This is a genomic window from Formosimonas limnophila, from assembly GCF_014652675.1.
Taxonomy (GTDB): Bacteria; Pseudomonadota; Gammaproteobacteria; order Burkholderiales; family Burkholderiaceae; genus Hydromonas; species Hydromonas limnophila.
In genome coordinates, this window is sequence record NZ_BMZG01000004.1 from 169,967 (window position 1) to 194,920 (window position 24,954).

The following is a 24,954-nucleotide window of genomic DNA, read 5'->3' on the forward strand; positions in this document are numbered from 1 at the left end:
TCTATAACTCTAAAAAAGATTAAACATATCTCCTTTTAAAAATGTCGATTCACAAATTTGATATCTGGACGGGATTGATTGGGCTGATGCGCTGATTGCACACAGCACAGAGGCGCGGTGCGTCCTCTGCTTTTCTATTTTCGTTTTGAGGTCAATATGACATTTTCTGTTTCTCAAAAAACCGCTGCGATGCGGTTCATCTACGTGCTCGTGTTTATCGATATGATGAGCATCGGCATGATTGTTCCTGTGGTTCAGCCTCTGTTGCAAAGCATTACTGGCGAGCCTGTGGACAATATTATTATGCTCAATGGTTATTTGCTTGCGTTGTATGGCGTGACGAGTTTTTTGTTTGCGCCACTGATGGGCGCGTTGTTGGACAGGTTTGGACGGCGGCCTTTGTTGTTGCTGTCGATGCTGGGTTTGGCGATTGATCATGTGTTTTTGGCCAACGTGACGTCGTTGTTTTGGGTGTTTGTCGCACGGGCGTTTGCGGGGATTTGCGGCGAGAGTTATGTGGTGTCGATGGCATATCTGGCGGACATCACCGATGCGGATGAGCGGACAATGTCCTATGGACGGTTGGGCATGATGTGGGCTTTGGGGTTTATTTTAGGGCCTGCGATCGGTGGTTTGCTCGGTGATGTGGATGTACGCTTGCCTTTTTATTTCGCTGCTGTCTTGTGTTTGGTTAATCTGGTTTATGGCTATTTTGTCGTGCCTGAGTCGTTGCCGCGTGAGCAGCGCAACGCGCGTGTGACATGGTCGCAGGCCAATCCACTAGCGGTGTTCACAGGCTTTGTCCACGTTCTAGTGGTGTGGCGTCTGGCGGTGGTGGTGTTTTTATCGGGCTTGGCTTTTCAGGCGTTAATCACGAATTGGAATTTATTTTTGCAGCATCAAATGCATTGGGGCGCGAAAGAAATTGGACTGCTGTTGATGTTCGTCGGGTTGATGGGCGCGGCGGTACAGGGTGGTTTGATGGATGTGTTGGCCAAACGTTTTGGTGAGCGGCGTTTGCTGATGGTCGGGCTGATGTCTCAGGCAGCAGAGATGTTTTTGATTGGTTCTGCGAGCACTTTGTTTGTTTTGTTGGTGGCGACGGTGGTGGGGGCTTTGATGAATGTCGTGCATCCTTTGATGTCGAGCATGGTGTCTCAGGCGGTGAATGACGACGAGCAGGGGGCGGTACAAGGGGCCATCGCAGGTATCGAAAGTTTAACCGTGATTATTGGGCCGCTTGCTTCGGCATGGGTGTTTGATTATTTCACCCATACTCAAACACCGTGGGCAGGGGCGGTGATGCATTATGGTGGTGTGATGGCTTTGTTGGGGCTGCTGTGTCTTTGGTTTTTTAAATCACAAAGCAAGGGAATGGTTTATAGTCAAATTCATAAATAATCCGATGGTTTTGATTTCGGGTTGTTTCTGCTTTTTCCCAGATTTTGTGCGGGTTTCCCGCGCAAAATCTCTAATTTTAATCAATCGCAAAGTAGGGTTTTACTTTGCAATTAACTATGACGCCCATAAATCGTCCATGCGTAGTACACGGTGAGCAACAATCCTGTCCCGACCACGGTGTACTTGAGCCATTGTGCGGGCAGTCGTTGGGCGAGTTTGGCACCAACGATGCCGCCGGCAATACAGGCGGCGAAGGCAGGTAAGGCGTGAGACCAAACAACCATACCATTGAGGATGAATATCAGCACGGCGACGGTGGAGATGACACTGGCGATGGCATTTTTGAACGCATTGTTTAATTGCATATCGTGCACGCCAAACAACATCAGCATGGCCATCAGCATCACGCCCAACCCCGCGCTAAAAAAACCACCATAAATCGCTAATATGAGCTGTATGAATGCTGCCAAGAGACTCAAATGTTCTAAAGACATGCTGCGTGGCACAGGACGATGAGCAAAGTGGTCATGAATTTGTTTGCCAAAAGCAAACAGCAAAGTCGCTACCAATATCAGCATCGGAATCAGAGCGCGAAAGCGTGCATTGCCGACTTGCGACAGCAGCCATGCGCCGATCACTGCTCCTATAAGGCCAATCAAGCAGACTCTTAGCAGCATTTTTCGGTGTTGCCACAGGAGATGACGGTAAGTGACCGAGGCCAGTATGTGGCCTGGCCAGACAGCCAGTGCGTTCGAGGCATTGGCTAAAACGGGCGGCAGTCCTGCCGCCAAAAAAACAGGCAATGTGAAAAATGTTCCGCCGCCCGCAACGGCATTACAAACACCTGCGATGAAACCTGTGAGTATGAGTAAAAGCAGCGTGGCGGTGTCAGGCATGATGCGTTCCAAAAAATAAGCCCCGCAACCATCTGGTTAAGCGGGGCTTTGATTGTACACAGATGATCGTGTCTATAGTAAAAACCTTAAATAATCCAATGGTCTGGGCATTGAGTTTATTTGGTTTTTCGTAGATTTTGTGCTGGTTTCCCGCTCAAAATCTCAAACTGGAACAAGCGCAAAGTAGGGTTTTACTTTGCGATTAACTATAAAAACCGCTTACATCAAACTGTGCCACGGCTTCGCCGCCTTCTGTGATTGAGCTGGCAATCGCAGAGGCTTGTGGCAACAGGTGCTGTGCGTAGAACAATGCCGTTTGAATCTTTGCGGTCATGAATTCACCATCGTTGTTGCCTGCGTCCAACTGAGCTTGTGCTGCCAAAGCAGCACGTGCGCTGTGCCATGCGCTGATGGTCAGGCCTGCGAGTTTGAGGTAGGGCACTGAGCCTGCGAAGACATTGTTCGGGTTGGATTTGGTGTGCGCCAGTACATGAGCGACGACGCTGCGATATGCTGCGTTTGCTGCGGACAGTGACGTGGCGATGGCTGTGAGTGAGGCGTTGCCTGACTGATTTAACTCGCTGACCGTCAGGCCGATTTGATCAGCGAATGACAAGGCCACGGCACCACCGTCACGCAATGTTTTTCGACCGATCAGATCATTTGCTTGAATCGCGGTTGTGCCTTCGTAAATCGGCAAAATGCGTGCGTCGCGGTAATATTGCGCTGCACCTGTTTCTTCGATAAAGCCCATACCGCCGTGGATTTGTACGCCGAGACTGGTCACGTCAATGGACTGCTCGGTCGAGTAGCCTTTGACGAGTGGTACCATGAATTCGTATTGTGCCAATGCGGCGGCTCGTACTTCTGCATCCGCATGATGGTGAGCGATGTCTGATAAACCCGCTGCGTGATAGGCCATGGCGCGACAGGCTTCGATGGTGGATTTCATGGTGAGCAGCATGCGTTTGACATCGGGGTGGTGAATGATGGCGACGGCTTCGCGTGCGCTGCCATCGACGGGGCGGCTTTGCAAGCGTTCACGTGCGTAGCTGAGTGCATGCTGGTATGAGCGTTCCATCACCGATAAGCCTTGAATGCCGACGGCGAAACGAGCGGCGTTCATCATGATGAACATGTATTCGAGACCACGGTTTTCTTCACCGATGAGGTAGCCTGTCGCACCGCCGTTGTCACCGAATTGGAGTACTGCCGTTGGGCTGGCTTTAATGCCGAGTTTGTGTTCGAGAGACAAACATTGCACATCGTTTGGTGCGCCAAGCGAGCCATCTGGATTGACATTGACTTTCGGGACGATGAACAGCGAAATGCCTTTGATGTCTTCAGGTGCGCTTGGTGTGCGGGCGAGCACGAGATGAATAATATTCTCTGCTAAGTCATGGTCACCGTAGGTGATGAAAATTTTCGTGCCGAACACTTTATAAGTGCCATCGGCTTGCGGTTCAGCACGCGTGCGCACGAGCGCCAAGTCTGAACCTGCTTGCGGCTCGGTCAAGTTCATTGAGCCTGTCCATTGGCCTGAAATCATGCGTGGGATGAATAATTGTTTTTGTTCTTCTGAGCCTGCGGTGAGCAAGGCTTCAATCGAGCCATCGGTGAGCAGAGAGCACAGCGCAAAGGATAAATTCGCTGAGTTGAGCATTTCCATACAAGCAGTCGCGAGGAGTTTGGGCAGGTTTTGGCCGCCGACGTCTTCGGGATGTGAGAGGCCTTGCCAGCCGCCTTGGGTGTATTGGTCAAACGCATTTTTGAAGCCTGCGGTGGTGGTGACTTTGCCATCCTTGAGGAATGACGGTTCGAGGTCGCCCAAGCGATTGAGCGGTGCGATGACGTCTTGTGTGAGTTTGGCCGCTTCGTCCATCACGCCTGCGATGGTGTCAAAGTCGATTTCGCTATGGATGTCAGCGAGGATTTGGTTCGCATTGGCGACGTGCTCAAGGGTGAATAGCATGTCTTTTTGGGGGGCTGTATAGGTCATTTGTCTCTCCGATGGGACTTTTTGTTGTGTTGCGGTTCATTCTTCTACTCTTGCACAGCTGGCAAAATGTTAGAAATGAAACGATGGTGCTATTTTTAATCAGTAAAAAACCCAGTCGAATGTATTCACTGGGTTTTGTGTGCCTTACAGCGCGTTGGTTAGTTGTGGCACGACTTCAAACAAATCGCCAACAATGCCGTAGTCCGCAATTTGGAAAATCGGTTCGTCTGGGTTTTTATTGATGGCGACGATGACTTTTGAGTCTTTCATACCCGCTTGGTGTTGAATGGCACCCGAAATGCCGACAGCAATGTACAACTGCGGCGCGACGATTTTACCGGTTTGGCCGACTTGTAAATCATTGGGCACAAAGCCTGCATCGACGGCGGCGCGTGACGCACCCATGGCGGCGCCGAGTTTGTCAGCGAGCGCTTCAATGATTTTAAAATTCTCAGAAGAGCCGACACCACGACCACCAGAGACAACGATTGAGGCAGCGGTCAATTCAGGGCGATCCGATTTAACGACTTCTCGAGAGACGAATGTTGCGCCGTTGCCAGCAGGTTGAACCGATTGTGCTTCAATCGCGGCAGAACCACCAGCGGCGGCTGCGGCGTCAAAGCCCGTGGTGCGCACGGTGATAACTTTGATCGCGTCAGTCGCCCGTACGGTGGCGAGGACATTGCCTGCATAAATCGGGCGAACGAATGTGTCAGCCGATTCAACTTTAATGATGTCAGAAACTTGTGCGACGTCAAGCTTGGCGGCGACGCGTGGCAAAACGCTTTTGCCAATCGAGGTGGCTGGTGCGAGGATGTGGCTGTAGTTGCCTGCGATGGCTAGGATTTGCGCGGCAATCGCTTCACTGGTTTGATTGGCGAGCGAAGCATCATCAAAAGTGATGACTTTTGACACACCAGCGATGGCCGCGGCTGAAGTGGCTGCCGCAGCAATACCTGAGCCGAGCACGGCGACATGGATGTCACCACCGATTTGGGTGGCCGCGGTGACTGTATTTAGTGTTGATTTGAGGACGGCGTTGTTGTCGTGTTCTGCAATGATTAAAATGGTCATGAAGATTCTCCAGTATTGTTATGTGATTACAAAACTTTCGCTTCGTTGCGAAGTTTGTCTAATAAAGTCGCAACGTCAGGCACGATGATGCCGGCTTTGCGCGTTGGAGGATCCATGACTTTGAGGGTTTTGAGACGGGGTGTGACATCCACACCGAGTGCTTCTGGGGTGGTGGTATCAAGCGGTTTTTTCTTCGCTTTCATGATGTTAGGCAGAGTTGCGTAGCGTGGTTCATTCAGACGCAAATCCGTAGTGATGACCGCAGGCAGACTCATGGACAATGTTTCCAAACCGCCATCGATTTCGCGTGTGACAGTGGCTTTGCCATCGGCAATCACAACTTTAGAGGCGAATGTCGCTTGTGGCATGTCAGTCAAGGCGGCGAGCATTTGACCCGTTTGGTTTGAGTCGTCGTCAATGGCTTGTTTGCCCAGAATGACGAGGTCTGGTGATTCATTTTTAACCACAGCCGCTAGAAGCTTAGCAACCGCGAGTGGTTGGAGTGTTTCATTGGTTTCAATCAAAATGCCACGATCAGCACCGAGTGCCATTGCACTGCGCAAGGTTTCTGTGCATTGAGTCACGCCTGCAGAGACTGCGATGATTTCAGTAACAATCCCCGCTTCTTTGAGACGCACGGCCTCTTCGACGGCGATTTCGCAAAAAGGATTCATGGACATTTTCGCGCTGGCGATGTCAACATCGGTGCCTGCGGCATTGACGCGGGCTTTGACGTTGTAATCGACAACGCGTTTGACAGGAATTAATACTTTCATGAAGGGTCTCCGTGTGAGCGTTTTTGAGCGGTTTGGTTAACCAAGCGAGCCATTATACGCGCAGCCTTTGTGTTTGTGCGCGCTTCTCCTGCTGAGCTTTTTGGCGTGAAGCATAAAAATAGCACAGTCGTTCGATTTGCGCAATGCTTTTTGAGTCTGCCTATTATGTAAGGAGCTTGACACGTCTGTTATGATGGTTGCACGAGGTCAAAAAAGTTTGGTCTCGCTTCACGCTGAGTGGCATTATCACCCAGCGCATTACTATTAAATGAAAGTCGTAAAGGTATTTATATGAATTATTCTGTTCTTTTTCAAATTATTGGAGTTAATCTAATCTTGGTGATTGCGAGTCTCTTGATGGCTGCTGTCGCTGGAATTTGGCTTTACAACAAAGGTGCTCAGCATCTGGTTAGTTTGGCTGCAGGTGCGTTGTTGGCCATGGCATTACTGAGGTTGCTGCCTGAAGCACAAGAAGGCTTGGTTGAGCAAGGGTTGTCACATAATTCGTTATTTGTGTTTTTGTTAATTGGACTGGTTGGTTTCTTTTTATTGGAAAAGCTATCTTTGTTTCGCCACAATCATCATCATGAGCACGACGGACATGACCACCACCATGGTTTTGATAAAGAAGAAGCTGGACGTGGTGGGTGGATGATTTTGGTCGGTAGTGGTGTGCATAATTTTGCCGATGGTTTGCTGATTGCCGCGGCGTTTTTAACCGATGTCCGATTGGGCTGGCTCACCGCGGTGAGTATCGGTTTGCATGAAATCATGCACAAATTGAGTGATTTTTCGGTGCTGCTAAATGCGGGGTTTACCCGTGTTCGTGCACTGGCGTATACACTGGCTTGTGGTCTAATGGCTGTGCTGGGAGGTGTGCTGGGGTTTTATGTTTTATCAGGATTTGAAAGTTTTGTACCTTATGTCTTGGTGGTGTCGGCCAGCTCGTTTCTGTACATTGCTGTTGCTGATTTGATTCCACAGATTAACGCGCACAAAGGACTTCGTGCAGGATTGACTCAAGCGGCCATGCTGCTGTGTGGTGTGGCATTGGTTTGGCTTTTGAGTCCTGCGCACCAACACAGTCACAGCCATGAAATGGAGCAGCATGAGCGTGAAGAGCCGCATGCTTTGATGTGGTCGCGCAGCGTATTGTGAAAAAACCAGCGTCAAACGGACGCTGTTTTTTTTGAGTCTTTGGCAGAGCAGCTTCGACTAAACTTCTAAAACTTGTAGTAAATTAATCAGCTCAACTGCACCCTTAACCCCCATTTTTTTAAAGATACTGGCGCGGTGCACCTCGACCGTGCGAACAGCCATCTCAAGGTCAATAGCAATGTCACGGTTGGCCTTACCATTGAGAATGCCTTCCATCACATCTAATTCTCGCGGGCTTAGCTGATTCAAGCGGTCGCGAATGACTTCTGACTGACTGGCGTTTGTTTGGCGTTGTCTGCTTAAAGCGATAGCCTCAAAGACACGGTCAACCAGTTGATTATCGGCAAATGGTTTTTCAAGAAAATCAAAGGCACCTTGTTTGACGGCTGTGACAGCCAGTGCAATGTCGCCGTGTCCTGATAAAAATATCACAGGCCATTGATGGGCAACTTCGGGGATTCGTTGAAAAAGCTCAATCCCCGACATGCCTGCACCCATGCGAATATCGAGAATGATGCACGAGGCGGTGTCTTGTGGTAATACGGGTAAGGCGGCTAAAAATGACTCCCCTGATGCGAAACAATCGCATTTTAAATCGCGAGACTCTAAGAGCCAAGAGAGAGAGTCGCGCAGTGCTTCTTCGTCATCTATGACATATACTTGCATGGTTTTTCCCTTTTATATTGTGTTGACCATTTGGTGAGACTGATTTATTCGATGGTGTCGCTGGATGTGGCAATCGGCAGCGTGATATAAAAAACGCCCCCCACTGAGTCGGCTTTCGCCCACATGCGCCCACCGTTTGATTCTATCATGGTGCGACAGATATTTAGGCCAATACCGACACCATTTTTCTTGGTTGTATAAAACGCTTGAAACACCGCTTCGACTTTCTCGGCTGGGATTCCAGGACCATTGTCAAAAATACCCAGCAAAATGTGTTGATCCGAATACTTGGACGCTGTAATGGTAATGATTTTTTTCTCATTGCTGTGATGGTTCATCGCGTCAATCGCGTTGCGAATGACATTGATGAGTGTTTGTTGAATCATGCCGCTGTCAACAAAGATTTCTGGCAACTCCACATCAGCAACTTCATTGCGAATCGTGCATTGATGCTGACGCAGCTCAAGCTCCATAAATTCGAGTGCCTGCTCAATAATCTCGTGCACGTTGGTGTGCCGTGGCGAGAACTCTTTTTGACGCACGAATTGCATGACGCGCCGTGCCACATGTGCTGCTCGCTCGGCTTGTCTGCGGATTTTTTCGGTGATTTCGATGAGCTTTTCGGTGGAGACGGAACTGCTGTCTTTTTGTATGCGGTTAGACAAGCCCGTGGCATAGCCTGATATGGCCGACAGCGGCTGGTTTAACTCGTGTGCGATGGAAGAAGCCATCTCGCCCATGTTGAGCAAGTGGTTAATTGATTCTAAGCGTTTTTGCTCTGAGGCTTGAAAAGCTTGCAGGGTTTTTCGTTCGGTCACGTCTTCAACTGAAGTGATCCAGCCAATCCGTTGTTGGTCTTCATCATAAAGCAAACCACCTCGCATCACTGTATCAATCAACTCACCATTTTTTTTGCGCATCTTGATTTCGAGATGGTCGGTCATCAGGTCTCCACCTGCCAAAATCATGTCGCGCATTGCCATGAGTTTTTTGGTTTCTTCGAGCGGAATATACGGAAGTGGCGGTGGGATATAGAGAATTTCTTCGGGTGTGTAGCCAATCATGTTGCAAAACGCAGGGTTGGTGTAAATGATTGCACCATCAAGCGAGTGGGCTCGAACGCCGATGGCAAGTGAGTTTTCGATGGCGTGTCGCAGATTGTGCTGTTGGCGTAATTCTTTCTCTGTCGCGCGGCGGCGGCCAATATCGCGTGCCAATAAAAGAACACTGATGAGCAACGCGAGTAATAAACCAAGCATGCCCAATAACAAAGTACGCAGCACCCATGCTTGACCATCTGGGTAAATTTGAGCTGTGAATGTGAGTGTGGTGTTTGCTAATTTGATGTCACGATCGACTGTCGGAATTGTGCTGTCAAAGCTCGTGTGTTTGTCATGCTGCGTTGTGTAGATGGATGTGTCCTTGCGAAATACATGGGCATGGTATTTATCCACAAACCACTTGGGAATGACATCATCGAGCATTTGACTGAGGTTGTACTGAATTTTAATTAAACCGACCGTGTTGCTCTTTCCATCAAAGATTGGCTGAAAAGTGGTTGCTTCAAACGTTTGATCTTGCATTGCAAATGGCCCAGTGTTTTGTACACTGCGTTTGGCCAATGCTGCGTCTAAACCACTTTGTTCGATGAGGTCGCGCTCAATGGGCGCTTTGCTGATTTTTTGCTTGATGGGGGACGTCGTTGACAACAGCTGACCTTGCGTGTCAAACCACGAGACAGAGACCAGCTCTTGATTAGACTCAATGAGTTTACTACCTCGCTCAGAGAATGCGCTGTGTGGTAGATTGAGTCGTTCGATGTCTTGAACCAAGTTTAAGACTTGGGTTTGTTGATTGGCTAAGCGACTTTGAATGGTTTGATCTAACCAGTATAGGTCTGATGTGAGCACATCAATGTTTTCTTGGTGCTCTTTTTTGGTCACTTTTTGATAGGTTTGCAAACCGATTGGCAAGAGAATTAAAATCATGAGCAAAGGTAGCCAGTACCAAATACGGTATCTGCTAATGAATTCTTTGCTTTGGGCCACGGTATTATACATATTCAGTTTCGCATCAATAGCTGCTGCAACTCAGCGACACTGCGCACCAAAATAGCAGGCTGACTACTGGCCAACGTATCTGCGTCATGTGCACCATAAGTGACCCCAATTGCAGTTATGCCTGCCCCGTGTGCCATATCCACGTCATACGTGGTGTCTCCAATCATGATTGCTTCATCTGGATGAACTTCCAGCTCTTCGAGTAACTCAAACAGCATCTGAGGGTGTGGCTTAGAGATGGTTTCGTCTGCGGTTCGGGTGGCATCAAAGCGGTTTTTCAATGATGCGTGTTGCAACACACGATTCAGGCCTGCACGAGACTTACCTGTAGCGACGGCGGTGAGTTTATTTTGTGTGCGTAAGCCATCAAGCAAAGAGGTAACCCCCTCAAACAGAGTCACAATCTCTTCACCGCTAAAATAATGACGGCGATATGATTGCATGAATACCTCGGTTTGTGTTGCGCTGAGTGGGCCAACTAAGGCCTCGATGGCTTCAGTGAAACCGAGGCCTATGACTTTTTGAGCGTCTTTTAGAGTGGGAATCGGTTGATTGATGGCTGCACAGGACTGTTGTAATGCGTGACCTATAATGCCTGTTGAGTCGAACAGCGTGCCATCCCAGTCAAATATCACCAGTTTCTTATGGTAAAAATCATGGTGCATGTTTGTTCATCCTATGCATGATTGAGTGTGCTTAGTGATTTAATAAATCTCGGGCAATTTTTAGCTCGTCAATCCATGTTTGGTGGTTTGTTTGGTTTTGCTCGGGTCTCACCTGCGATGTACTAACAGACGGTGTTGTCTCGAGCTTAGGGGCGGGGTCTTCTGCTTCAGTATCGTTCTGACTACTTAATTCAAGCTCATTAGTATTGTCGGCTAACAGCTCGAAACCAGCCGGCTCGTCAATGACTTTTACATCCAACTGTTGGCGTGCGCCTGCTATTGTGTAGCCTTCTTCGTACAGCAGGGCGCGAATTTTTCGTACCAACAAAACCTCATGGTGTTGGTAGTAACGGCGGTTACCACGGCGCTTCATCGGACGCAGTTGTTCGAACTCTTGTTCCCAATAGCGCAGGACATACGAGCGAACGCCGCACAGAGTGCTGACTTCACCGATGGTGAAGTAGCGTTTGGCAGGGATAGCGGGTAAGTCTTGGGTTAAGACGTAGCCTTGCGGTTGGGTCATGGTGTCGCTTTATGAATTAGGCAAAAGCCGCTTGGTTTGGCTGTGCAAATGTCGTGCTGTCGGTTGGTGCGGGCGTGCCCTCAACGGCAGCTTTGAATTTTTGGCTGGCGTGAAATGTGACGACGCGACGTGCCGCAATCGGCACCATTTCGCCCGTTTTTGGGTTGCGTCCTGGTCGTGAGGCTTTGTCGCGCACGGAAAAATTGCCAAACCCTGACAGTTTGACGATGTCGCCGTGCTCTAATGCAGTGCGAATTTCTTCAAAAAACGCTTCCACCATTTCTTTGGCTTCGCGTTTATTTAACCCTACTTGGGCAAATAACACCTCTGCTAGCTCTGCTTTGGTGAGGGTAAATTCACCGCCTGCATCCATCATCAAATCATTTAGGGTGGCTTTGACCACATCGTCATCAAAATTCATGTCACATTCCTGCGTCGCTGCTGTTTTTTGTAAGTCGCTGATTTTAATTCATTTTTAAAACGCGGGTAATGGAAACTCTGCTTTATTTTGGTTCGTTTTGTTACTTTTTGTGAACGGTTGTTTTTTTACCACGCGCTGTGTTTCGGCTTGACGTTGAAGGTGTTTTGGGCACTGCCTGTTGGTTTTCATGCATCGAATGACATCGTTTCTGTGCTGATTTGCCTAGATTGCTTCGGTGGTGTGCTCGGTGCACAGGATGAGCTTTGATCCACAGCTGTTTCTGAAAACCCAGCACAGTACCCAATTCTATTTCGTTGGGCACTGGAAGGAACTAACATGCGCTTACCCTGAGATTCTGAGGTTTTTGGGGTTGGGTGGGCTTGCTTGTCATCTTTCATGACTAGATCTCTCAACGCAACCGCGCGCCCGTTTGCTCAATGACCGTCGCTAACACTTTTTGCATCAAGTCATCAATCTGTGCATCGGTGAGCGTGGCGTTCATGTCTTGCAAATGAAAGCGGTATGCCATGCTTTTTTCATTCGCGGCCATGTGTTCGCCTTGGTACAGGTCAAATAATTGTACGTCACGAATGATGGCTGCGCTCGCATCTTTTTGACGCAATGCGGCAAAGGCATTTTCGATGGCTTGAGCAGAGACGTCGCGTGGGACAATGAGAGCGAGATCGCGCGTGACCATTTGTTGTTTTGAGACGTCCGATGCGATAGGGACGGTGCGAGCGATGACCGCGGTGGCATCTAATTCAAACAACATCGGGGCTTTAGGCAGGTCATGTGCTTGTTGCAAACGTGGGTGCATTTGTCCCAGCCAGCCGATGGTTTGGCCATTCAATACGATTTTTGCGCAACGACCTGGGTGAGCGGCGACGTGGCTGTGTGGTTCAAATGTCAATTTAGATGGCGCGAACAGGCGCTCAATATCGCCTTTGACATCATAAAAATCGATGTCGGTGGTGACACTTGCCCATTGTTCAGGCGCGTTTGAACCATAGGCCAAGCCCGCGAGTTTGAGTGGCTGGGCGATGTTGGGCACGGTGCTGTCAGAAGCAGTGACTTTGGTGTCACGGTGGAACACTTTGGCGATTTCAAACACCCGAACGCGTGATTGTGAACGTGCCAGATTAGTTTTCAGATTCATGACGAGGGACGCGATGAGCTGCGTGCGCATGACCGAAAGCGATGAAGCGATGGGGTTTTGCAACTTAATTGGGTCGCTGTCCTTACCCGCGAAATCTGACTCAAGCGCATCGTCGATGAATGAGAAGTTAATCACCTCTTGGTAGTCCATCGTCACTAATGCGTCACGAACGGCATCGAGCACGCGTTCGGATTCAGGCACTTTGAGCATGGTCATTGTCGCGACAGGGTCACGCACGGGGATGTTGTCGTAGCCGAACAGACGCGCAACTTCTTCGATGAGGTCTTCTTCAATCGCCATGTCGAATCGGTATGACGGTGCGGTGACCGTGAGCGTTTCACCGTGTTTGTCATCATTGCCGCGCGTGACGGCTAATTGTAATTGGCTCAAATGTTTCGCCATATCATCCGCAGGAATGGCCACGCCAATGACTTTCTGCGCACGCGATACGCGCATGGTCAATTCGCCACGAGTCGGTAATGTGCTGATGACTTCTGATACAGGCCCCACCTCACCGCCGCAGATGTCAAGCACCAAACGAGTTGCGTACTCGATGGCTTCACGCTGATTCATAAAATCCACACCGCGCTCATAGCGATGCGACGCATCGGTGGAAAACTTCAATCTACGCGCCTTGCCTGCAATCGCGTCGGGTGAGAAAAACGCTGCTTCGAGAAAAATGTCTGTTGAGTGCAATTCGGCCTTCGTTGAATCACCACCCATAATCCCCGCAATGCCAATTGCACCTGAGTCGTCGGCAATCACCAAGACATCGTCTTGTAACGTGTGGGTTTGTTCGTTTAATAACTTAATCGACTCACCATTCTTCGCCATACGCGCGTGCAATGTGCCTTGGATTTTGCTCAAATCATACACGTGCATCGGCTGACCAAGTTCGAGCATCACATAGGCTGTTATGTCCACCAACGCTGAAATCGAACGCACACCCGCGCGCTCCAAACGCTGCACTATCCACAGCGGCGTCGGCGCGGCGGCGTTGACGTTTTTCATGACACGACCTGTGAAACGACCACAAGCAACTGGTTCATCCACGCGAATCGGCAACTCATCGGTAATGGTTGTCGCCACCGCCTCAGCCGTGAACGATTTCAACGGCGCACCCGTTATCGCCGCCACATCACGCGCCACTCCGCGAATACTCAAACAATCCGCACGGTTTGGCGTGAGTTTAATTGTGAATACGTGGTCATCCAAATTCAGATAGTCGCGAATATTCATACCGACAGGCGCATCCGATGGCAGTTCCATCAAACCCGATGCTTCATCGTTGATGCCGAGCTCACGCGCCGAGCACAACATCCCGCTTGATGCCACACCGCGCAGTTTCGCGGCTTTAATTTTAAAATCATTCGGCAGTTCCGCGCCGATCAAGGCCGCAGGAATCTTAATTCCCACTGCAGCATTCGGTGCACCGCACACGATTTGTAGCAATTCGCCAGTGCCCACATCCACTTTGCAGACATTGAGCTTATCTGCATCGGGATGCTTCTCGATTGATAAGATTTGTCCAACAACAACACCCGTAAAGGCGGGGGCTGCAGGCGTGAGCTCCTCAACCTCTAACCCGCCCATCGTCAGCGTGTCGCTTAGCTGCTCTGTTGTCATGCTTGGGTTCACCCAAGTGCGTAACCATTGTTCTGAAAAATGCATTTTTTAGCCTTGATAGGGGATCTGTACGAATTTTATTGTACTTCGATATAAATTGAGCTGATTTGGTTGTTTTGTTCCAGCGACATCGTGATAGCAGAGTAACCTGCAATGTCTTCCCACTTAGCAGTGGTGGCGTCTTTAAAAGATGGCTGCGTTGATGGTAGGCCTAGTAACTCTAAAACCTCTTTACTAAATTGTTTGCCTTGTAATGAGGTTAGGCTTATGAGATTGGCTTTGTCCTCAACAAATGTGATTTCAACAGCGCCCTGTGAGAAAAGGCAATGATGACCTTTGTTTGAGTTTTGGCATTGAATATGTGAGCCAATAGCCTTCTCAACCTCGGTTAGTGACTTAGAGGCAATCATTGGGATATCAATGATGATTTTGCTTTGTTTAACACTAGGGTCTTCTTTCGAGCAGCCAATCAGTGCAAGGCTGAATAAAATAATGGACAAGGTTTTTCTCATGGCTTTTATACTCCGGTTTGATTTTAAATAACGTGCAAAAATTCGCCTGTGCACGCATCGACTTGGCTGACATTGAGCTTATCCGCGTCAGGATGTTTCTCCATCGACAATATTTGCCCCACGACAATGCCAGTAAAGGCAGGGGCGGCAGGGGCGAACCTATCAACTTCTAAATCGCCCATCGTCAGCGTGTCGCCCAGTTCCTCTGTTGTCATGCTTGGGTTCAGCCAAGTGCGTAACCATTGTTCTGAAAATTGCATATTTCTCTCAAATCTTCTTTTCTAAAAACACCCATCAATCGTAGGGTGCAATGCGCGGAAAGCACGCTTATTGCACCTTACTTGCTTAACTGTAAAACTCTATATCCATGTTCGGTCAAAACTAATGAAAATTGATTGCCAACAGTTGCCACAACACCACCGAATCTACCCGAACGCCCTTCAAATATGACTTTTCCATTGTTTGGAAGGTAAAACATTCTTTTTCCTGAGGTTGAAAAAAAATTCGTAACTCCATTCTCTGTTGTTACATGGTAGCCAACGAATGTTCGCCCGTTTAATATCAATCGCTTTGAACCATTTATCCCGTTTTTTCATACTTAGCTGCACTATTATCGTAATTGCTTTCTGAATTATCGTAATTTAATGGTGAGTTATCATAATTGCTGATTGAGTTATCATAGTTGCTTTCTGAATTGTCATAATTTGATGGGGAGTAGTTATAGGGCAAACTAGCCTCATTAATGAACTTGATAGGTAAGTCAGCCAACGCTATATTGCAAAAAACATACAATAATGTAAATAAAATCCTCTTAAACTTTAATGTTTTCATAGCCATTCTTAATTTAGTAATTGTTTGAATCTTAGAGTTGATTTAGATCAAAAACTTCATTGTCATATAAAAACACAAGTTTCATTAATCGACTTACTTAAACTGCCCTAAAAACCTTAAATCATTCTCAAAAAACAACCGCAAATCATTCACCCCATAACGCAACATCGCCAATCGCTCTAAACCCGAACCAAAAGCGAAGCCCATGTATTCCTCAGGGTCTAATCCAAAGTTGCGAATCACACTCGGGTGCACTTGACCTGCACCTGAAATTTCTAACCACTTGCCTGCGTTTGGACCAGAACCAAACGCCATATCAATCTCAACCGAGGGTTCGGTGAACGGGAAATAAGAGGGGCGAAAGCGCAGCTTGACGTCGTCGGTCTCAAAAAATCGTTGTAAAAACGTGGTGTAGACCGATTTTAAATCAGCGAAGCTGACAGCTTTGTCAATCCATAAGCCTTCCACCTGATGAAACATGGGTGAGTGCGTCGCGTCAGAGTCCACGCGGTAGGTGCGACCTGGGGCGATGACTTTAATCGGTGGGTGCGCGTTTTGCACGTGAGTACGCGCGTAGCGCACTTGCATCGGGCTGGTGTGCGTGCGCAGCACGAGTGGGCGACCGCGCTCGTCTTTGTCCTCAACGTAAAACGTGTCTTGCATTGAGCGAGCAGGGTGGTTTTCGGGGCTGTTTAATGATGAGAAGTTATACCAATCGTTTTCAATCTCAGGGCCGTCGGCGACATCAAAGCCCATCGAGCGAAAAATCGCGGCGACGCGGCGCGTGACGCGGGTGACTGGGTGAATGCCGCCTGTGGCTTGACCACGACCAGGCAATGTCACATCGAGCTGCTCGGTGGCGAGTTTTTCGTTCAGTGCGGCTTGGGCTAAGGCGTTGCGTGCATCGTTGAGGAGGGTTTCTACTTGTTGGCGCACGGCGTTGACTTGGGCGCCACGGGCTTTTTTCTCTTCGATGGGCAGTTTACCCAAGGCTTTGAGCTCCGCGGTGAGCACGCCGTCTTTACCGAGGAATTTGGCTTTTTCGTTTTCGAGGTCAGCTGGTCGGGTGGCGCAAGCAAATGCGGCGCGGGCATCATCAATGATGTGAGAGAGGTCGGTCATTGGTTTTCTTTTTTAAATTTAATGCAAATTTGAGAAAATAGGAGCAAATAGAAACAAATGGTGGGCATTGCCCACCTCAGATCAAATCTAATGAAATTTAACGTTCATCAAAAGACAGTACGAAGATACCCCATCTGTGCTTTGATGAAAATTAAAAAACGAGGCAGAGCCATGATGGCTTGCCTCGTATTTTTTACAACATAACGGCTTACGCCAAAGCTGCTTTCGCTTTTTCAACGATGGCAGCAAACGCTGGTTTATCAAACACAGCCAAGTCCGCTAAGACTTTACGATCGATTTCAATCGAGGCTTTTTTCAAGCCATTCATGAATGCGCTGTAAGTCATTGCATGTGAACGAGATGCTGCATTGATACGCGCAATCCACAAAGCACGGAATACGCGCTTTTTGTTGCGACGATCGCGGTAGGCGTATTGACCAGCACGCATGACTGCTTGCTTGGCAACGCGATAGACGTTTTTACGACGACCACGGTAACCCTTTGCGAGGGCGATGACTTTCTTATGACGGGCTCTTGCAGTGACCCCACGTTTGACTCTAGGCATATCAGACTCCTTTAGTTTAAGTTAGGGTTACGCGTAAGGCATCATAGCGCGGATAGATGGTACATCCGCTGCTGCAACATTCACAGCACCACGCAATTGACGTTTGTTTTTGGTGGTTTTCTTGGTCAAAATATGACGTTTGAAAGCTTGACCGCGCTTGACGGTACCACCTGGGCGAACCACGAAGCGCTTTTTGGCGCTGCTTTTGGTTTTCATTTTAGGCATAAAAACTCCGTTTTGGATGAATCAAGGTGGCCTCAACTTTAGAGACACTTGGGAACCCGACCCATTTTTTATCGAACGACACGAGTGGTTTAACCTGACTCGTGGTGTTCGGCCTTATTAAATCACTTTTTATCTTCAAGTGACCCAATAATTCTTTTTGACGCTATTTTTTGCGCGGTGGCGCAAGCATCATAATCATTTGACGACCTTCAAGCTTGGGCATCGATTCAACTTGCGCTTGTTCAGCCAATTCGTCACGGACGCGCTCAAGTAGGCGCATACCGATGTCTTGGTGAGCCATCTCACGACCGCGGTAGCGCAGGGTGATTTTGACTTTGTCGCCTTCTTCGAGGAAGCGTTTGACGTTGCGTACCTTGACTTGATAGTCGTTTTCATCCGTACCTGGGCGGAATTTGATTTCCTTGATTTGGATGACGTGCTGTTTGGCTTTTGCCTCAGCCGCTTTTTTTTGCTCTTGGTACTTAAACTTGCCGTAATCCATCAAACGGCAGACTGGTGGCGTGGCATTCGGTGAAATCTCGACCAAATCTGTGTCGGCTTCTTCAGCCATTTTGAGTGCGTCGCGTGCTGACATGATGCCAGCTGGTTCGCCGTCGATGCCGATTAAGCGAATTTCGCGCGCTTGAATTTCCCCGTTGATGCGATGCTGCATCTTTGCTGAAGTAGCGATAGTAAACCTCGTTCAAAAAATTAAAAACTTACTTTTTGGCTCTAAAGTAGATTTTGTTTGGATGGAAAATCCAAACAAAACAAGATGAAGCCGAAGTTAAACCCGAAACGCTTCGAGTTTGACAAGTAAGTATATCGTTGCAAACAAAGCCACCTCCGCTTAGAGTGAAGCCGCAGGTGGCTCTTTAAACTGTAGACTGTGGCCTATTGACGTTCTTTGACTTCTGTTGAAATCTTGTCAATGAACGCATCCAAAGCCACCACACCCAAGTCAACATTGCCTCGCGCACGAACTGCGACGCTGTTGCTGTCACGTTCTTTGTCGCCGACGACGAGAATGTAAGGTGTTTTTTGTAAGCTGTGCTCGCGTATTTTATACGTAATCTTCTCGTTACGCAAATCTGTTTGCACCCTAAGTCCTTGTTTTTGCAATTCTTGTGCCACTTGCGCCACATATTCGGCCTGACTTTGCGAAATGTTGCAAATCACGACCTGAACAGGCGATAGCCATGTGGGCATGGCACCTGCGTGGTTTTCAATCAAAATGCCGATGAAGCGTTCGAGTGAACCGACGATGGCGCGGTGAAGCATGATGGGCGTTTTGCGTTGATCGTTTTCATCAATATACGTTGCGCCAAGTCGCTCTGGCATGAACGCGTCCACTTGCATCGTGCCGCACTGCCATGAGCGGCCAATCGAATCTTTGAGGTGATATTCGATTTTCGGGCCATAAAACGCGCCTTCGCCTGGCAACTCTTCCCACTCCACGCCTGAGGCGCGGATGGCTTCGCGCATGGCGTTTTCGGTTTTGTCCCATGCTTCGTCTGAACCAATGCGGTTGTCGGGGCGCAGTGCGAGTTTGACGGCGACGTCGGTGAAGCCGAATTCGCTGTACACTTTATTGGCTAAGGTGTGGAATTGCGCCACTTCGACTTGAATCTGGTCTTCGGTGCAAAAAATATGCCCGTCATCTTGTGTGAAACCACGCACACGCATGATGCCGTGCAACGCACCCGAGGTTTCGTTGCGATGGCATTGACCGAACTCGCCGTAGCGCAATGGCAAATCACGGTAGCTGTGCAAACCTGTGTTGTAAATTTGCACGTGACCGGGGCAGTTCATCGGCTTGAGCGCATATTCGCGGCTTTCCGATTCGGTGAAAAACATATTGTCTTTGTAATTGTCCCAATGCCCTGTTTTTTTCCACAAATTGCAGTCCAAAATTTGTGGGCCTTTGACTTCTTGATAGCCGTTATTGCGGTACACAGCGCGCATGTACTGCTCAACTTCTTGCCAAATCGTCCAGCCTTTGGGGTGCCAGAATACCAAACCAGGTGCTTCTTCTTGCATATGGAATAAATCGAGCTGTTTGCCGAGTTTACGATGGTCGCGCTTTTCGGCTTCTTCAAGCATGTTTAAATACGCGGCTTGATCTTCTTTCTTCGCCCAAGCCGTACCGTAAATACGCTGGAGCATTTCATTGTTGGAGTCGCCACGCCAGTAAGCACCCGCGAGTTTCATCAATTTAAATACTTTGAGTTTGCCTGTGGACGGCACGTGCGGGCCGCGACACAGATCAATGAACTCACCTTCGCGGTACAGGCTGATTTTTTCGCCTGCAGGAATTGAACTGATGATTTCGGCTTTGTAGTCTTCGCCTTGGCTTTTGAAAAAAGCAACGGCCTCATCTCTATCCCAGATTTCGCGAGTGACGGGTTCGTCTTTTTTCGCCAACTCAATCATTTTTGCCTCAATTGCCACCAAATCATCGGGCGTAAATGGGCGTTTGTAGGCGAAGTCATAGTAAAAACCATTGTCAATCACAGGGCCAATCGTGACTTGTGCGTCGGGATACAGCGTTTTCACCGCATACGCGAGCAAATGGGCGGTTGAGTGGCGAATCACATCCACACCATCAGCATCCTTGTCGGTCACGATGGCCAATGCTGCATCTTTTTCAATCAGGTAAGATGTATCAACCAGCTCACCATCGACGCGCCCAGCCAATGCGGCTTTTGCTAAGCCTGCGCCAATACTTGCCGCCACGCCGTGTACGGTCACCGCTTCGCCAAATGTGCGAATCGAGCCGTCAGGTAAGGTAATGTTGATCATAATGTCCTCGTTGAAAACGAATGAATGGTAAAAATAGTAATTAACTAGCCAATTAATAATAAAAGGTACAAAAAACATCAAAAACGAGCAACAAAAAAGCCCACCATGAGGTGAGCTTTTTGAGTGCTTGTTCACGCGACACAAAGCTCACCACGCCAGGGGCGTTGTGGTGGTCGTTGTGGTGGCGCTGAAAACTGAAGTCATGTGTAAACAAATAAAATTGGTAGGCGATATTGGGTTCGAACCAACGACCTCCACGATGTCAACGTGGCGCTCTAACCAACTGAGCTAACCGCCTAAAGAAACGGGAGTATAGCAAAGAACTATAAAAGACACAAGTCCTCGCATTGATTAGCGGTTGTTATTTCCTGCGTGACTGCAGGAAACTCTCTATAGCAATGATGAGGCTGCCCACGACAACCAGCGCGAATGATGCATAAAGTCCAATGTGGGTTGCAACATAGCCCAACAGCGCTGGGCCACCGAGTAAACTGGCATACCCCATGCCTGCGGCAAAAGATACACCGCGGGCAGCAGAGATACCCTCAATATTTGCCGCGCGAACAAACAAAAGCGGCACAATGTTGGCATAACCGAGGCCTGCAAATACCAGTGCGGTCAGCGCAAGTATGGCATTTGGTGCGGTTAAAAAGGCAATCATCATGAGGGATGAAAATAAACTGCTCACCCACAGTAAAGGTAGGGTGGCGAAACGTGTGCGTAAGCGGTCACCTAAAAATCGAGCCACTGTCATCCCTGCAGCAAATGCGCCCAGTGACAGGGCGGTTTGGGTAGGACTGGCATCTTTTTGGTCTCTGATGAATATCCCACCCCAGTCACCAACTGCGCCTTCGGAGAAGAAGCACAGCGCAGTCAAAATAGCGACAACGATGAGAGACAACGGTAAGCGTTGTGCATCTGTCGTGACGCTTGACGCTTCAATAGAAACCATAGCATCTTGCGCATAACAAAACCGTCTGGCGTACAGCAAGGCGGCAATGGCGATTGGTGAGAAAAGAGCGACTGATAGGTTAAACCCCCAACCAAGCGCAATAATGAGTGCGGCGGTCAAGCTCCCCAGAATATTGCCTAAGCTATAGCCGCCATGAAACAAGGAAATCGTCGGTTTTTGCAAATAATGTTCCACTGTGAATCCATGGCTGTTCATACTCGCGTCCAATGTGCCACAGCAGGCACCGAGAGCCGCCAAGCCGACCATCAGTGTGGCAATAGACGGTGCGATGAGCATGATGGGAAACGTCAGCCAAACACCAATACCGCTGACAATCATCACGGCGCGTGTGCCGTGACGCTGCGCATATTTCGGTGTGGCGAAAGTGGCCAGTAATGCGCCCAAGCCAAAACAAAAAATGCTCATGCCGAGCATGTCTTCGGATAAAGCCAGTCGTCGCTGTAACAAGGGAATTGCCGCTGCCCAAAAACCAACCACCACACCAAATGAGGCAAAAATGGTAAATAAGGCGATTTGTGCTGCGCGTGGAGATGTGTTCATGAAATAAAAAGCTTGAATAATTCAAGCTTTAGGATGAGCTAGTTAAGAGAGTGACGCAGACAATAAAGTCACAATAATGAATTTTGAGAAGCGCTCATGACGGTGTCTATGGCTTGGTTGAGATGTTCAATGCGTTGAGATGCTTCAATACTCGCACTGTTGTGCATATTGTGTTGCAGTAGTTCATGGGCGATTTGCAGCGCGGCGAATACCGCGATTTTGTCGTGGCTGGACATACCCATTTGCTGATTAATTGAACTCATTTTTTGGTCAACGAGTGTGACGGCTGCCAGTAACGAGGCTTTTTCATCGGTGGCGCACAGCAGTGTATAGCTGCGACCTAAAATATTGACGTTGAGGGTTTCTTTGGCTTGGCTCATGATGTGTGCTGGCTTTCTATCTGGGCGATGACGTGGTCAATGTGGCTTTGTGCGGCGCTCATGCGCTCGGCGAGTTGTTTGTTTTGGGCGCGCAGCTGGGCATTTTCTTGGCGCAGGTTTTGGTTGTCATGACGCAGGGCATTGGTGTGCGCAATGAGCACGGATAGTTTTTCTTCGAGAGTTTTTAGGGGTGCGAGCATGGTGTCTTTTGACGAAAGGTGAAGGGTTTTTCGCGACGAGTGTGGCGCGGTGTGTAATGGCTTTATTTTACTCGAATTTGTTGTGGGTGCGTGGGCTGTTCACGTTGCTTTTTTGCGTCATCTGTCGTAAAGTTGCTGGCTTATCGGTGGCGCATCTTCGGATGTGCTTTTGGGAAATCGGCGGTTTGATGTGTTTTTGTTTGAACCGACCATGCTGCACCCGCAACGGTATGCCCTGAATTCTTGAAGAAAATCAGAATTCAACGCCACACAAAAACCACTGTTTGCCCGCTGTGATTTGGTCATCGAGCCCAATTTGCGGCACAAATGGGAAGGGGTTTGGCGTCATGGGCTAGCCCGGAGACCGACCGATAACTCAAGGTTGTGCGATTGTGCAGCCGTTTTCGTTAACCCATGCTTTGCGGGTCGCAAAGTTGAGGAATTTACCATGTATAGCCATACCCCAGTCGCGCCGCAAGCGTGCCGCCGCCCTTTGCGTGCGTTATTTATTCTGTCTTTACTCGCTGCCAGTGGCACATCGTTTGCTCAAAGCAACGACGATGAATTGCCTGTTGTCGTCGTGACGGCCTCGCGAACTGAACAAATTGTGACAGACACTTTGCCACACACCACAGTGATTGACCGTGATGCCATCGAAAAAACACCGATGCAAGATGTGGTGTCGTTGCTCAGAACACAGTCGGGCGTGTCCGTACGCCAAAGTGGTGGTCAAGGTGCTTTGTCTGGTATTTCTATTCGGGGCGGCGAGCCGCGTCATACATTGGTGCTGATTGATGGTGTACCTCTAAATAATATTTCGGCAGGAACAGCCGCTCTTGAACAAATTCCCTTGTCTGCGATTGAGCGCATTGAAATTGTTCGGGGTAATGTTTCCGCCCTGTATGGTTCGCAAGCCGTTGGTGGTGTGGTGCAGGTGTTCACGCGCAAGGCCAAAAATGAAAACAGTTTGACTTTACGTGCCGCAGCAGGAACGCACAATCAAGTTCAAGCCTCAGCGCAGGTTAACCTATCGGGTGAGAAAGTCGCCGCAACCTTTGGCATCTCGCATGAGCGAATCAAGGCAGTCAGTGCACAAAATGCGGCAGCCATGAAAAAAATCGTGCCCTATGGCGACGTGAATCCAGACAAAGATGGCTATAAAAACGAAACGGGTTATGGTCACATTCGCTATCGCCCGAATGACAAAAATGAGTTTGGCCTACGCTTTTCCGAAAGCCGTGGCAAAAATCAATACGACAGCGCGTATGGTACGGCAGATTCGGTTCAGTCAAATCGCACCAAGGTATCGAACGTGTCGGTTTATAGCGACAATCGATTGTCTGACAACTGGCACTCAAATGTGCGTGTCTCTCAGGTGAGCGACCGCTCGTATGATTATGATTCTCCGGTGTTTTTTGGCACAGGCGTGTCATTGTTTAAAACCCGAACCACCGAGTTTGCATGGCAAAATGATATTCACACCAAAGCGGGTGAAGTGGTGGTCGGCGTTTCGCGTTCGAATCAACGTCTGTCGTCAGACACCGTTTATGACAACGTGAAACGAAATACGACCAGTCTGTGGGCGGGTTATACTTTGGATAAAAACCGTCATCATCTGCAATTGAATGCGCGCACGGACAAGCTCACGGGTTTAAAACGTGAAAATACGGGCAGTATCCATTATGGATTTGACCTCACATCGAAGTGGCGGATACAAGCGGGTTATAGCAATGGTTTTGCCGCACCGAATTTCAATGAGCTGTATTACCCTGATTACTCCAACCCCAATTTGCGTGCCGAACATGCCAACTATGCCGAGCTTGGCCTACAGTACAACGGCGATGGTTACGGCAGTCGTGTGACGTTGTTTAACACACTGTATCGAGACAAAATTGGTTCCGACCCTGATACATTTTTACCTGTGAATATCAATCGCGCTCGTGCTCGCGGGATTGAGTATCATGGTTGGATGGACTTATATGGATTTGATGTGAATCTGGGTTTGACCTATCAATCAGTGAAAAACCGAGAATCAGGCGAACGGCTGCTACGCCAACCACGATTTATGGGCAGTCTCGGCGTGGGCAAAACCATGGGCAAATGGCAAACTCAAGTTGATTGGACAGTACAAAGTGGCATGGATGATGTGAGTCAAAGCAAGGTGTCAGGTTTTGGCGTTCTCAATGCGGCGGTGTACTATGCGCCAATCAAAGAAGTGAAAATTGGATTGGCATTAAACAATCTGTTAAACCGTCACTATCAGCCTTTGTATGGGTACAATGCCACACCACGCACAGTGCTGTTGTCGTTCCAGTACCAACCGACGTTTAAATAATCACCCATTAATCACCCACGGTGCGAATGGTTTGCTGTCAAAGTGAAC

General features: G+C 48.8%; 24 protein-coding genes, 1 tRNA gene and 1 riboswitch. Of the genes, 4 read left to right on the top strand and 21 right to left on the bottom strand.

All coding sequences use genetic code 11. The annotated features are described in order from the left end of the window. Window positions 1-156 precede the first annotated feature (156 nt). Window positions 157-1,401: an MFS transporter gene (locus tag IE082_RS04890; RefSeq protein ID WP_189492402.1), complete on the top strand. Its 1,245-nt coding sequence runs from the start codon at window positions 157-159 to the stop codon at window positions 1,399-1,401. A 110-nt stretch (window positions 1,402-1,511) separates the two neighbouring features. Here the strand turns inward: IE082_RS04890 and IE082_RS04895 are convergent, their stop codons facing one another. From IE082_RS04895 to IE082_RS04910, 4 genes are all read right to left on the bottom strand, one after another. Next, window positions 1,512-2,297, bottom strand: coding sequence for a sulfite exporter TauE/SafE family protein (locus IE082_RS04895; protein ID WP_189492406.1), 786 nt, complete (start codon window positions 2,295-2,297; stop codon window positions 1,512-1,514). Window positions 2,298-2,499: 202 nt separating this feature from the next. Further along, entirely contained in the window at window positions 2,500-4,296 is a 1,797-nt protein-coding gene (locus IE082_RS04900) for an acyl-CoA dehydrogenase (RefSeq protein WP_189492409.1), read from the bottom strand. A 144-nt stretch (window positions 4,297-4,440) separates the two neighbouring features. Beyond that, window positions 4,441-5,370, bottom strand: a complete 930-nt coding sequence (locus IE082_RS04905) for an electron transfer flavoprotein subunit alpha/FixB family protein (protein ID WP_189492411.1) — start codon at window positions 5,368-5,370, stop codon at window positions 4,441-4,443. A gap of 26 nt (window positions 5,371-5,396) precedes the next feature. Beyond that, window positions 5,397-6,146 carry an electron transfer flavoprotein subunit beta/FixA family protein gene (locus IE082_RS04910; protein WP_189492413.1) on the bottom strand — a complete coding sequence of 250 codons (750 nt, stop codon included), beginning with the start codon at window positions 6,144-6,146 and terminating at the stop codon, window positions 5,397-5,399. A 291-nt stretch (window positions 6,147-6,437) separates the two neighbouring features. Here IE082_RS04910 and IE082_RS04915 point away from each other — a divergent pair, with 291 nt between their 5' ends. Next, window positions 6,438-7,304, top strand: coding sequence for a ZIP family metal transporter (locus tag IE082_RS04915; protein WP_189492416.1), 867 nt, complete (start codon window positions 6,438-6,440; stop codon window positions 7,302-7,304). A gap of 57 nt (window positions 7,305-7,361) precedes the next feature. On the opposite strand, the gene IE082_RS04920 is transcribed toward IE082_RS04915, so the two are convergent. From IE082_RS04920 to IE082_RS04940, 5 genes are read right to left on the bottom strand one after another with little or no spacing between them, the layout of a single operon-like run. Continuing rightward, window positions 7,362-7,970 (bottom strand): response regulator transcription factor, encoded by a 609-nt coding sequence (locus tag IE082_RS04920; RefSeq protein ID WP_189492419.1) that lies wholly within the window; start codon window positions 7,968-7,970, stop codon window positions 7,362-7,364. A gap of 44 nt (window positions 7,971-8,014) precedes the next feature. After that, window positions 8,015-10,030: an ATP-binding protein gene (locus IE082_RS04925; RefSeq protein ID WP_229809727.1), complete on the bottom strand. Its 2,016-nt coding sequence runs from the start codon at window positions 10,028-10,030 to the stop codon at window positions 8,015-8,017. 2 nt (window positions 10,031-10,032) lie between these two features. Then, entirely contained in the window at window positions 10,033-10,695 is a 663-nt protein-coding gene (locus tag IE082_RS04930; protein ID WP_189492425.1) for an HAD family hydrolase, read from the bottom strand. A gap of 31 nt (window positions 10,696-10,726) precedes the next feature. Next, the gene (locus tag IE082_RS04935) at window positions 10,727-11,218 is read right to left on the bottom strand and encodes a MerR family transcriptional regulator (protein ID WP_189492428.1); all 492 of its coding nucleotides are present in this window, start codon (window positions 11,216-11,218) and stop codon (window positions 10,727-10,729) included. 16 nt (window positions 11,219-11,234) lie between these two features. Then, window positions 11,235-11,594: an integration host factor subunit alpha gene (locus IE082_RS04940; RefSeq protein WP_189492583.1), complete on the bottom strand. Its 360-nt coding sequence runs from the start codon at window positions 11,592-11,594 to the stop codon at window positions 11,235-11,237. A gap of 162 nt (window positions 11,595-11,756) precedes the next feature. On the opposite strand from IE082_RS04940, the gene IE082_RS04945 reads away from it, so the two are divergent. Continuing rightward, window positions 11,757-11,906, top strand: a complete 150-nt coding sequence (locus IE082_RS04945) for a hypothetical protein (RefSeq protein ID WP_189492432.1) — start codon at window positions 11,757-11,759, stop codon at window positions 11,904-11,906. 142 nt (window positions 11,907-12,048) lie between these two features. Here the strand turns inward: IE082_RS04945 and pheT are convergent, their stop codons facing one another. From pheT to IE082_RS05005, 12 genes are all read right to left on the bottom strand, one after another. After that, window positions 12,049-14,466 (bottom strand): phenylalanine--tRNA ligase subunit beta, encoded by a 2,418-nt coding sequence (gene pheT, locus IE082_RS04950; RefSeq protein WP_189492435.1) that lies wholly within the window; start codon window positions 14,464-14,466, stop codon window positions 12,049-12,051. 32 nt (window positions 14,467-14,498) lie between these two features. Then, complete coding sequence (locus IE082_RS04955; protein ID WP_189492437.1) at window positions 14,499-14,933, bottom strand: hypothetical protein; 435 nt, start codon at window positions 14,931-14,933, stop codon at window positions 14,499-14,501. 23 nt (window positions 14,934-14,956) lie between these two features. Next, a complete protein-coding gene (locus IE082_RS04960) occupies window positions 14,957-15,193 on the bottom strand; it encodes a hypothetical protein (RefSeq protein ID WP_189492439.1) in 237 nt (78 codons plus the stop codon). Between the two features lie 664 nt (window positions 15,194-15,857). Next, window positions 15,858-16,886, bottom strand: a complete 1,029-nt coding sequence (gene pheS / locus IE082_RS04965; RefSeq protein ID WP_189492441.1) for a phenylalanine--tRNA ligase subunit alpha — start codon at window positions 16,884-16,886, stop codon at window positions 15,858-15,860. Between the two features lie 208 nt (window positions 16,887-17,094). Beyond that, complete coding sequence (gene rplT, locus IE082_RS04970; RefSeq protein ID WP_189492443.1) at window positions 17,095-17,451, bottom strand: 50S ribosomal protein L20; 357 nt, start codon at window positions 17,449-17,451, stop codon at window positions 17,095-17,097. Window positions 17,452-17,478: 27 nt separating this feature from the next. After that, a complete protein-coding gene (gene rpmI / locus IE082_RS04975; RefSeq protein ID WP_189492444.1) occupies window positions 17,479-17,676 on the bottom strand; it encodes a 50S ribosomal protein L35 in 198 nt (65 codons plus the stop codon). Window positions 17,677-17,839: 163 nt separating this feature from the next. Continuing rightward, window positions 17,840-18,349 carry a translation initiation factor IF-3 gene (gene infC, locus IE082_RS04980; protein ID WP_189492448.1) on the bottom strand — a complete coding sequence of 170 codons (510 nt, stop codon included), beginning with the start codon at window positions 18,347-18,349 and terminating at the stop codon, window positions 17,840-17,842. Window positions 18,350-18,570: 221 nt separating this feature from the next. Then, a complete protein-coding gene (gene thrS, locus IE082_RS04985) occupies window positions 18,571-20,478 on the bottom strand; it encodes a threonine--tRNA ligase (protein WP_189492453.1) in 1,908 nt (635 codons plus the stop codon). 221 nt (window positions 20,479-20,699) lie between these two features. Further along, a tRNA-Val gene (locus tag IE082_RS04990) sits at window positions 20,700-20,776 on the bottom strand. 63 nt (window positions 20,777-20,839) lie between these two features. Beyond that, window positions 20,840-21,991: an MFS transporter gene (locus IE082_RS04995; RefSeq protein ID WP_189492455.1), complete on the bottom strand. Its 1,152-nt coding sequence runs from the start codon at window positions 21,989-21,991 to the stop codon at window positions 20,840-20,842. A 68-nt stretch (window positions 21,992-22,059) separates the two neighbouring features. Then, window positions 22,060-22,371: a cell division protein ZapA gene (locus IE082_RS05000; protein WP_189492458.1), complete on the bottom strand. Its 312-nt coding sequence runs from the start codon at window positions 22,369-22,371 to the stop codon at window positions 22,060-22,062. Then, window positions 22,368-22,571, bottom strand: coding sequence for a DUF904 domain-containing protein (locus tag IE082_RS05005; RefSeq protein WP_189492461.1), 204 nt, complete (start codon window positions 22,569-22,571; stop codon window positions 22,368-22,370). Before IE082_RS05005 ends, IE082_RS05000 begins: the two co-directional genes overlap by 4 nt. Before the next feature lie 127 nt (window positions 22,572-22,698). Beyond that, window positions 22,699-22,958, top strand: a riboswitch (cobalamin riboswitch). 61 nt (window positions 22,959-23,019) lie between these two features. Between IE082_RS05005 and IE082_RS05010 the strand changes: the two genes are divergently transcribed. Further along, a complete protein-coding gene (locus tag IE082_RS05010; RefSeq protein ID WP_189492464.1) occupies window positions 23,020-24,906 on the top strand; it encodes a TonB-dependent receptor domain-containing protein in 1,887 nt (628 codons plus the stop codon). Window positions 24,907-24,954 lie beyond the last annotated feature (48 nt).

Bases quoted from the DNA above. Each gene is read 5' to 3' on its own strand.
- IE082_RS04955 (WP_189492437.1), bottom strand. From the start codon at position 14,933: ATGAGAAAAACCTTGTCCATTATTTTATTCAGCCTTGCACTGATTGGC.
- infC (WP_189492448.1), bottom strand. From the start codon at position 18,349: ATGCAGCATCGCATCAACGGGGAAATTCAAGCGCGCGAAATTCGCTTA.
- rplT (WP_189492443.1), bottom strand. From the start codon at position 17,451: ATGCCTAGAGTCAAACGTGGGGTCACTGCAAGAGCCCGTCATAAGAAA.
- IE082_RS04995 (WP_189492455.1), bottom strand. From the start codon at position 21,991: ATGAACACATCTCCACGCGCAGCACAAATCGCCTTATTTACCATTTTT.
- IE082_RS04895 (WP_189492406.1), bottom strand. From the start codon at position 2,297: ATGCCTGACACCGCCACGCTGCTTTTACTCATACTCACAGGTTTCATC.
- IE082_RS04925 (WP_229809727.1), bottom strand. From the start codon at position 10,030: ATGTATAATACCGTGGCCCAAAGCAAAGAATTCATTAGCAGATACCGT.
- IE082_RS05010 (WP_189492464.1), top strand. From the start codon at position 23,020: ATGTATAGCCATACCCCAGTCGCGCCGCAAGCGTGCCGCCGCCCTTTG.
- IE082_RS04960 (WP_189492439.1), bottom strand. From the start codon at position 15,193: ATGCAATTTTCAGAACAATGGTTACGCACTTGGCTGAACCCAAGCATG.
- pheT (WP_189492435.1), bottom strand. From the start codon at position 14,466: ATGCATTTTTCAGAACAATGGTTACGCACTTGGGTGAACCCAAGCATG.
- rpmI (WP_189492444.1), bottom strand. From the start codon at position 17,676: ATGCCTAAAATGAAAACCAAAAGCAGCGCCAAAAAGCGCTTCGTGGTT.
- IE082_RS04920 (WP_189492419.1), bottom strand. From the start codon at position 7,970: ATGCAAGTATATGTCATAGATGACGAAGAAGCACTGCGCGACTCTCTC.
- IE082_RS05005 (WP_189492461.1), bottom strand. From the start codon at position 22,571: ATGCTCGCACCCCTAAAAACTCTCGAAGAAAAACTATCCGTGCTCATT.
- IE082_RS04900 (WP_189492409.1), bottom strand. From the start codon at position 4,296: ATGACCTATACAGCCCCCCAAAAAGACATGCTATTCACCCTTGAGCAC.
- thrS (WP_189492453.1), bottom strand. From the start codon at position 20,478: ATGATCAACATTACCTTACCTGACGGCTCGATTCGCACATTTGGCGAA.
- IE082_RS04905 (WP_189492411.1), bottom strand. From the start codon at position 5,370: ATGACCATTTTAATCATTGCAGAACACGACAACAACGCCGTCCTCAAA.
- IE082_RS04915 (WP_189492416.1), top strand. From the start codon at position 6,438: ATGAATTATTCTGTTCTTTTTCAAATTATTGGAGTTAATCTAATCTTG.
- IE082_RS04930 (WP_189492425.1), bottom strand. From the start codon at position 10,695: ATGCACCATGATTTTTACCATAAGAAACTGGTGATATTTGACTGGGAT.
- IE082_RS04910 (WP_189492413.1), bottom strand. From the start codon at position 6,146: ATGAAAGTATTAATTCCTGTCAAACGCGTTGTCGATTACAACGTCAAA.
- pheS (WP_189492441.1), bottom strand. From the start codon at position 16,886: ATGACCGACCTCTCTCACATCATTGATGATGCCCGCGCCGCATTTGCT.
- IE082_RS04940 (WP_189492583.1), bottom strand. From the start codon at position 11,594: ATGATGGATGCAGGCGGTGAATTTACCCTCACCAAAGCAGAGCTAGCA.
- IE082_RS05000 (WP_189492458.1), bottom strand. From the start codon at position 22,371: ATGAGCCAAGCCAAAGAAACCCTCAACGTCAATATTTTAGGTCGCAGC.
- IE082_RS04890 (WP_189492402.1), top strand. From the start codon at position 157: ATGACATTTTCTGTTTCTCAAAAAACCGCTGCGATGCGGTTCATCTAC.
- IE082_RS04935 (WP_189492428.1), bottom strand. From the start codon at position 11,218: ATGACCCAACCGCAAGGCTACGTCTTAACCCAAGACTTACCCGCTATC.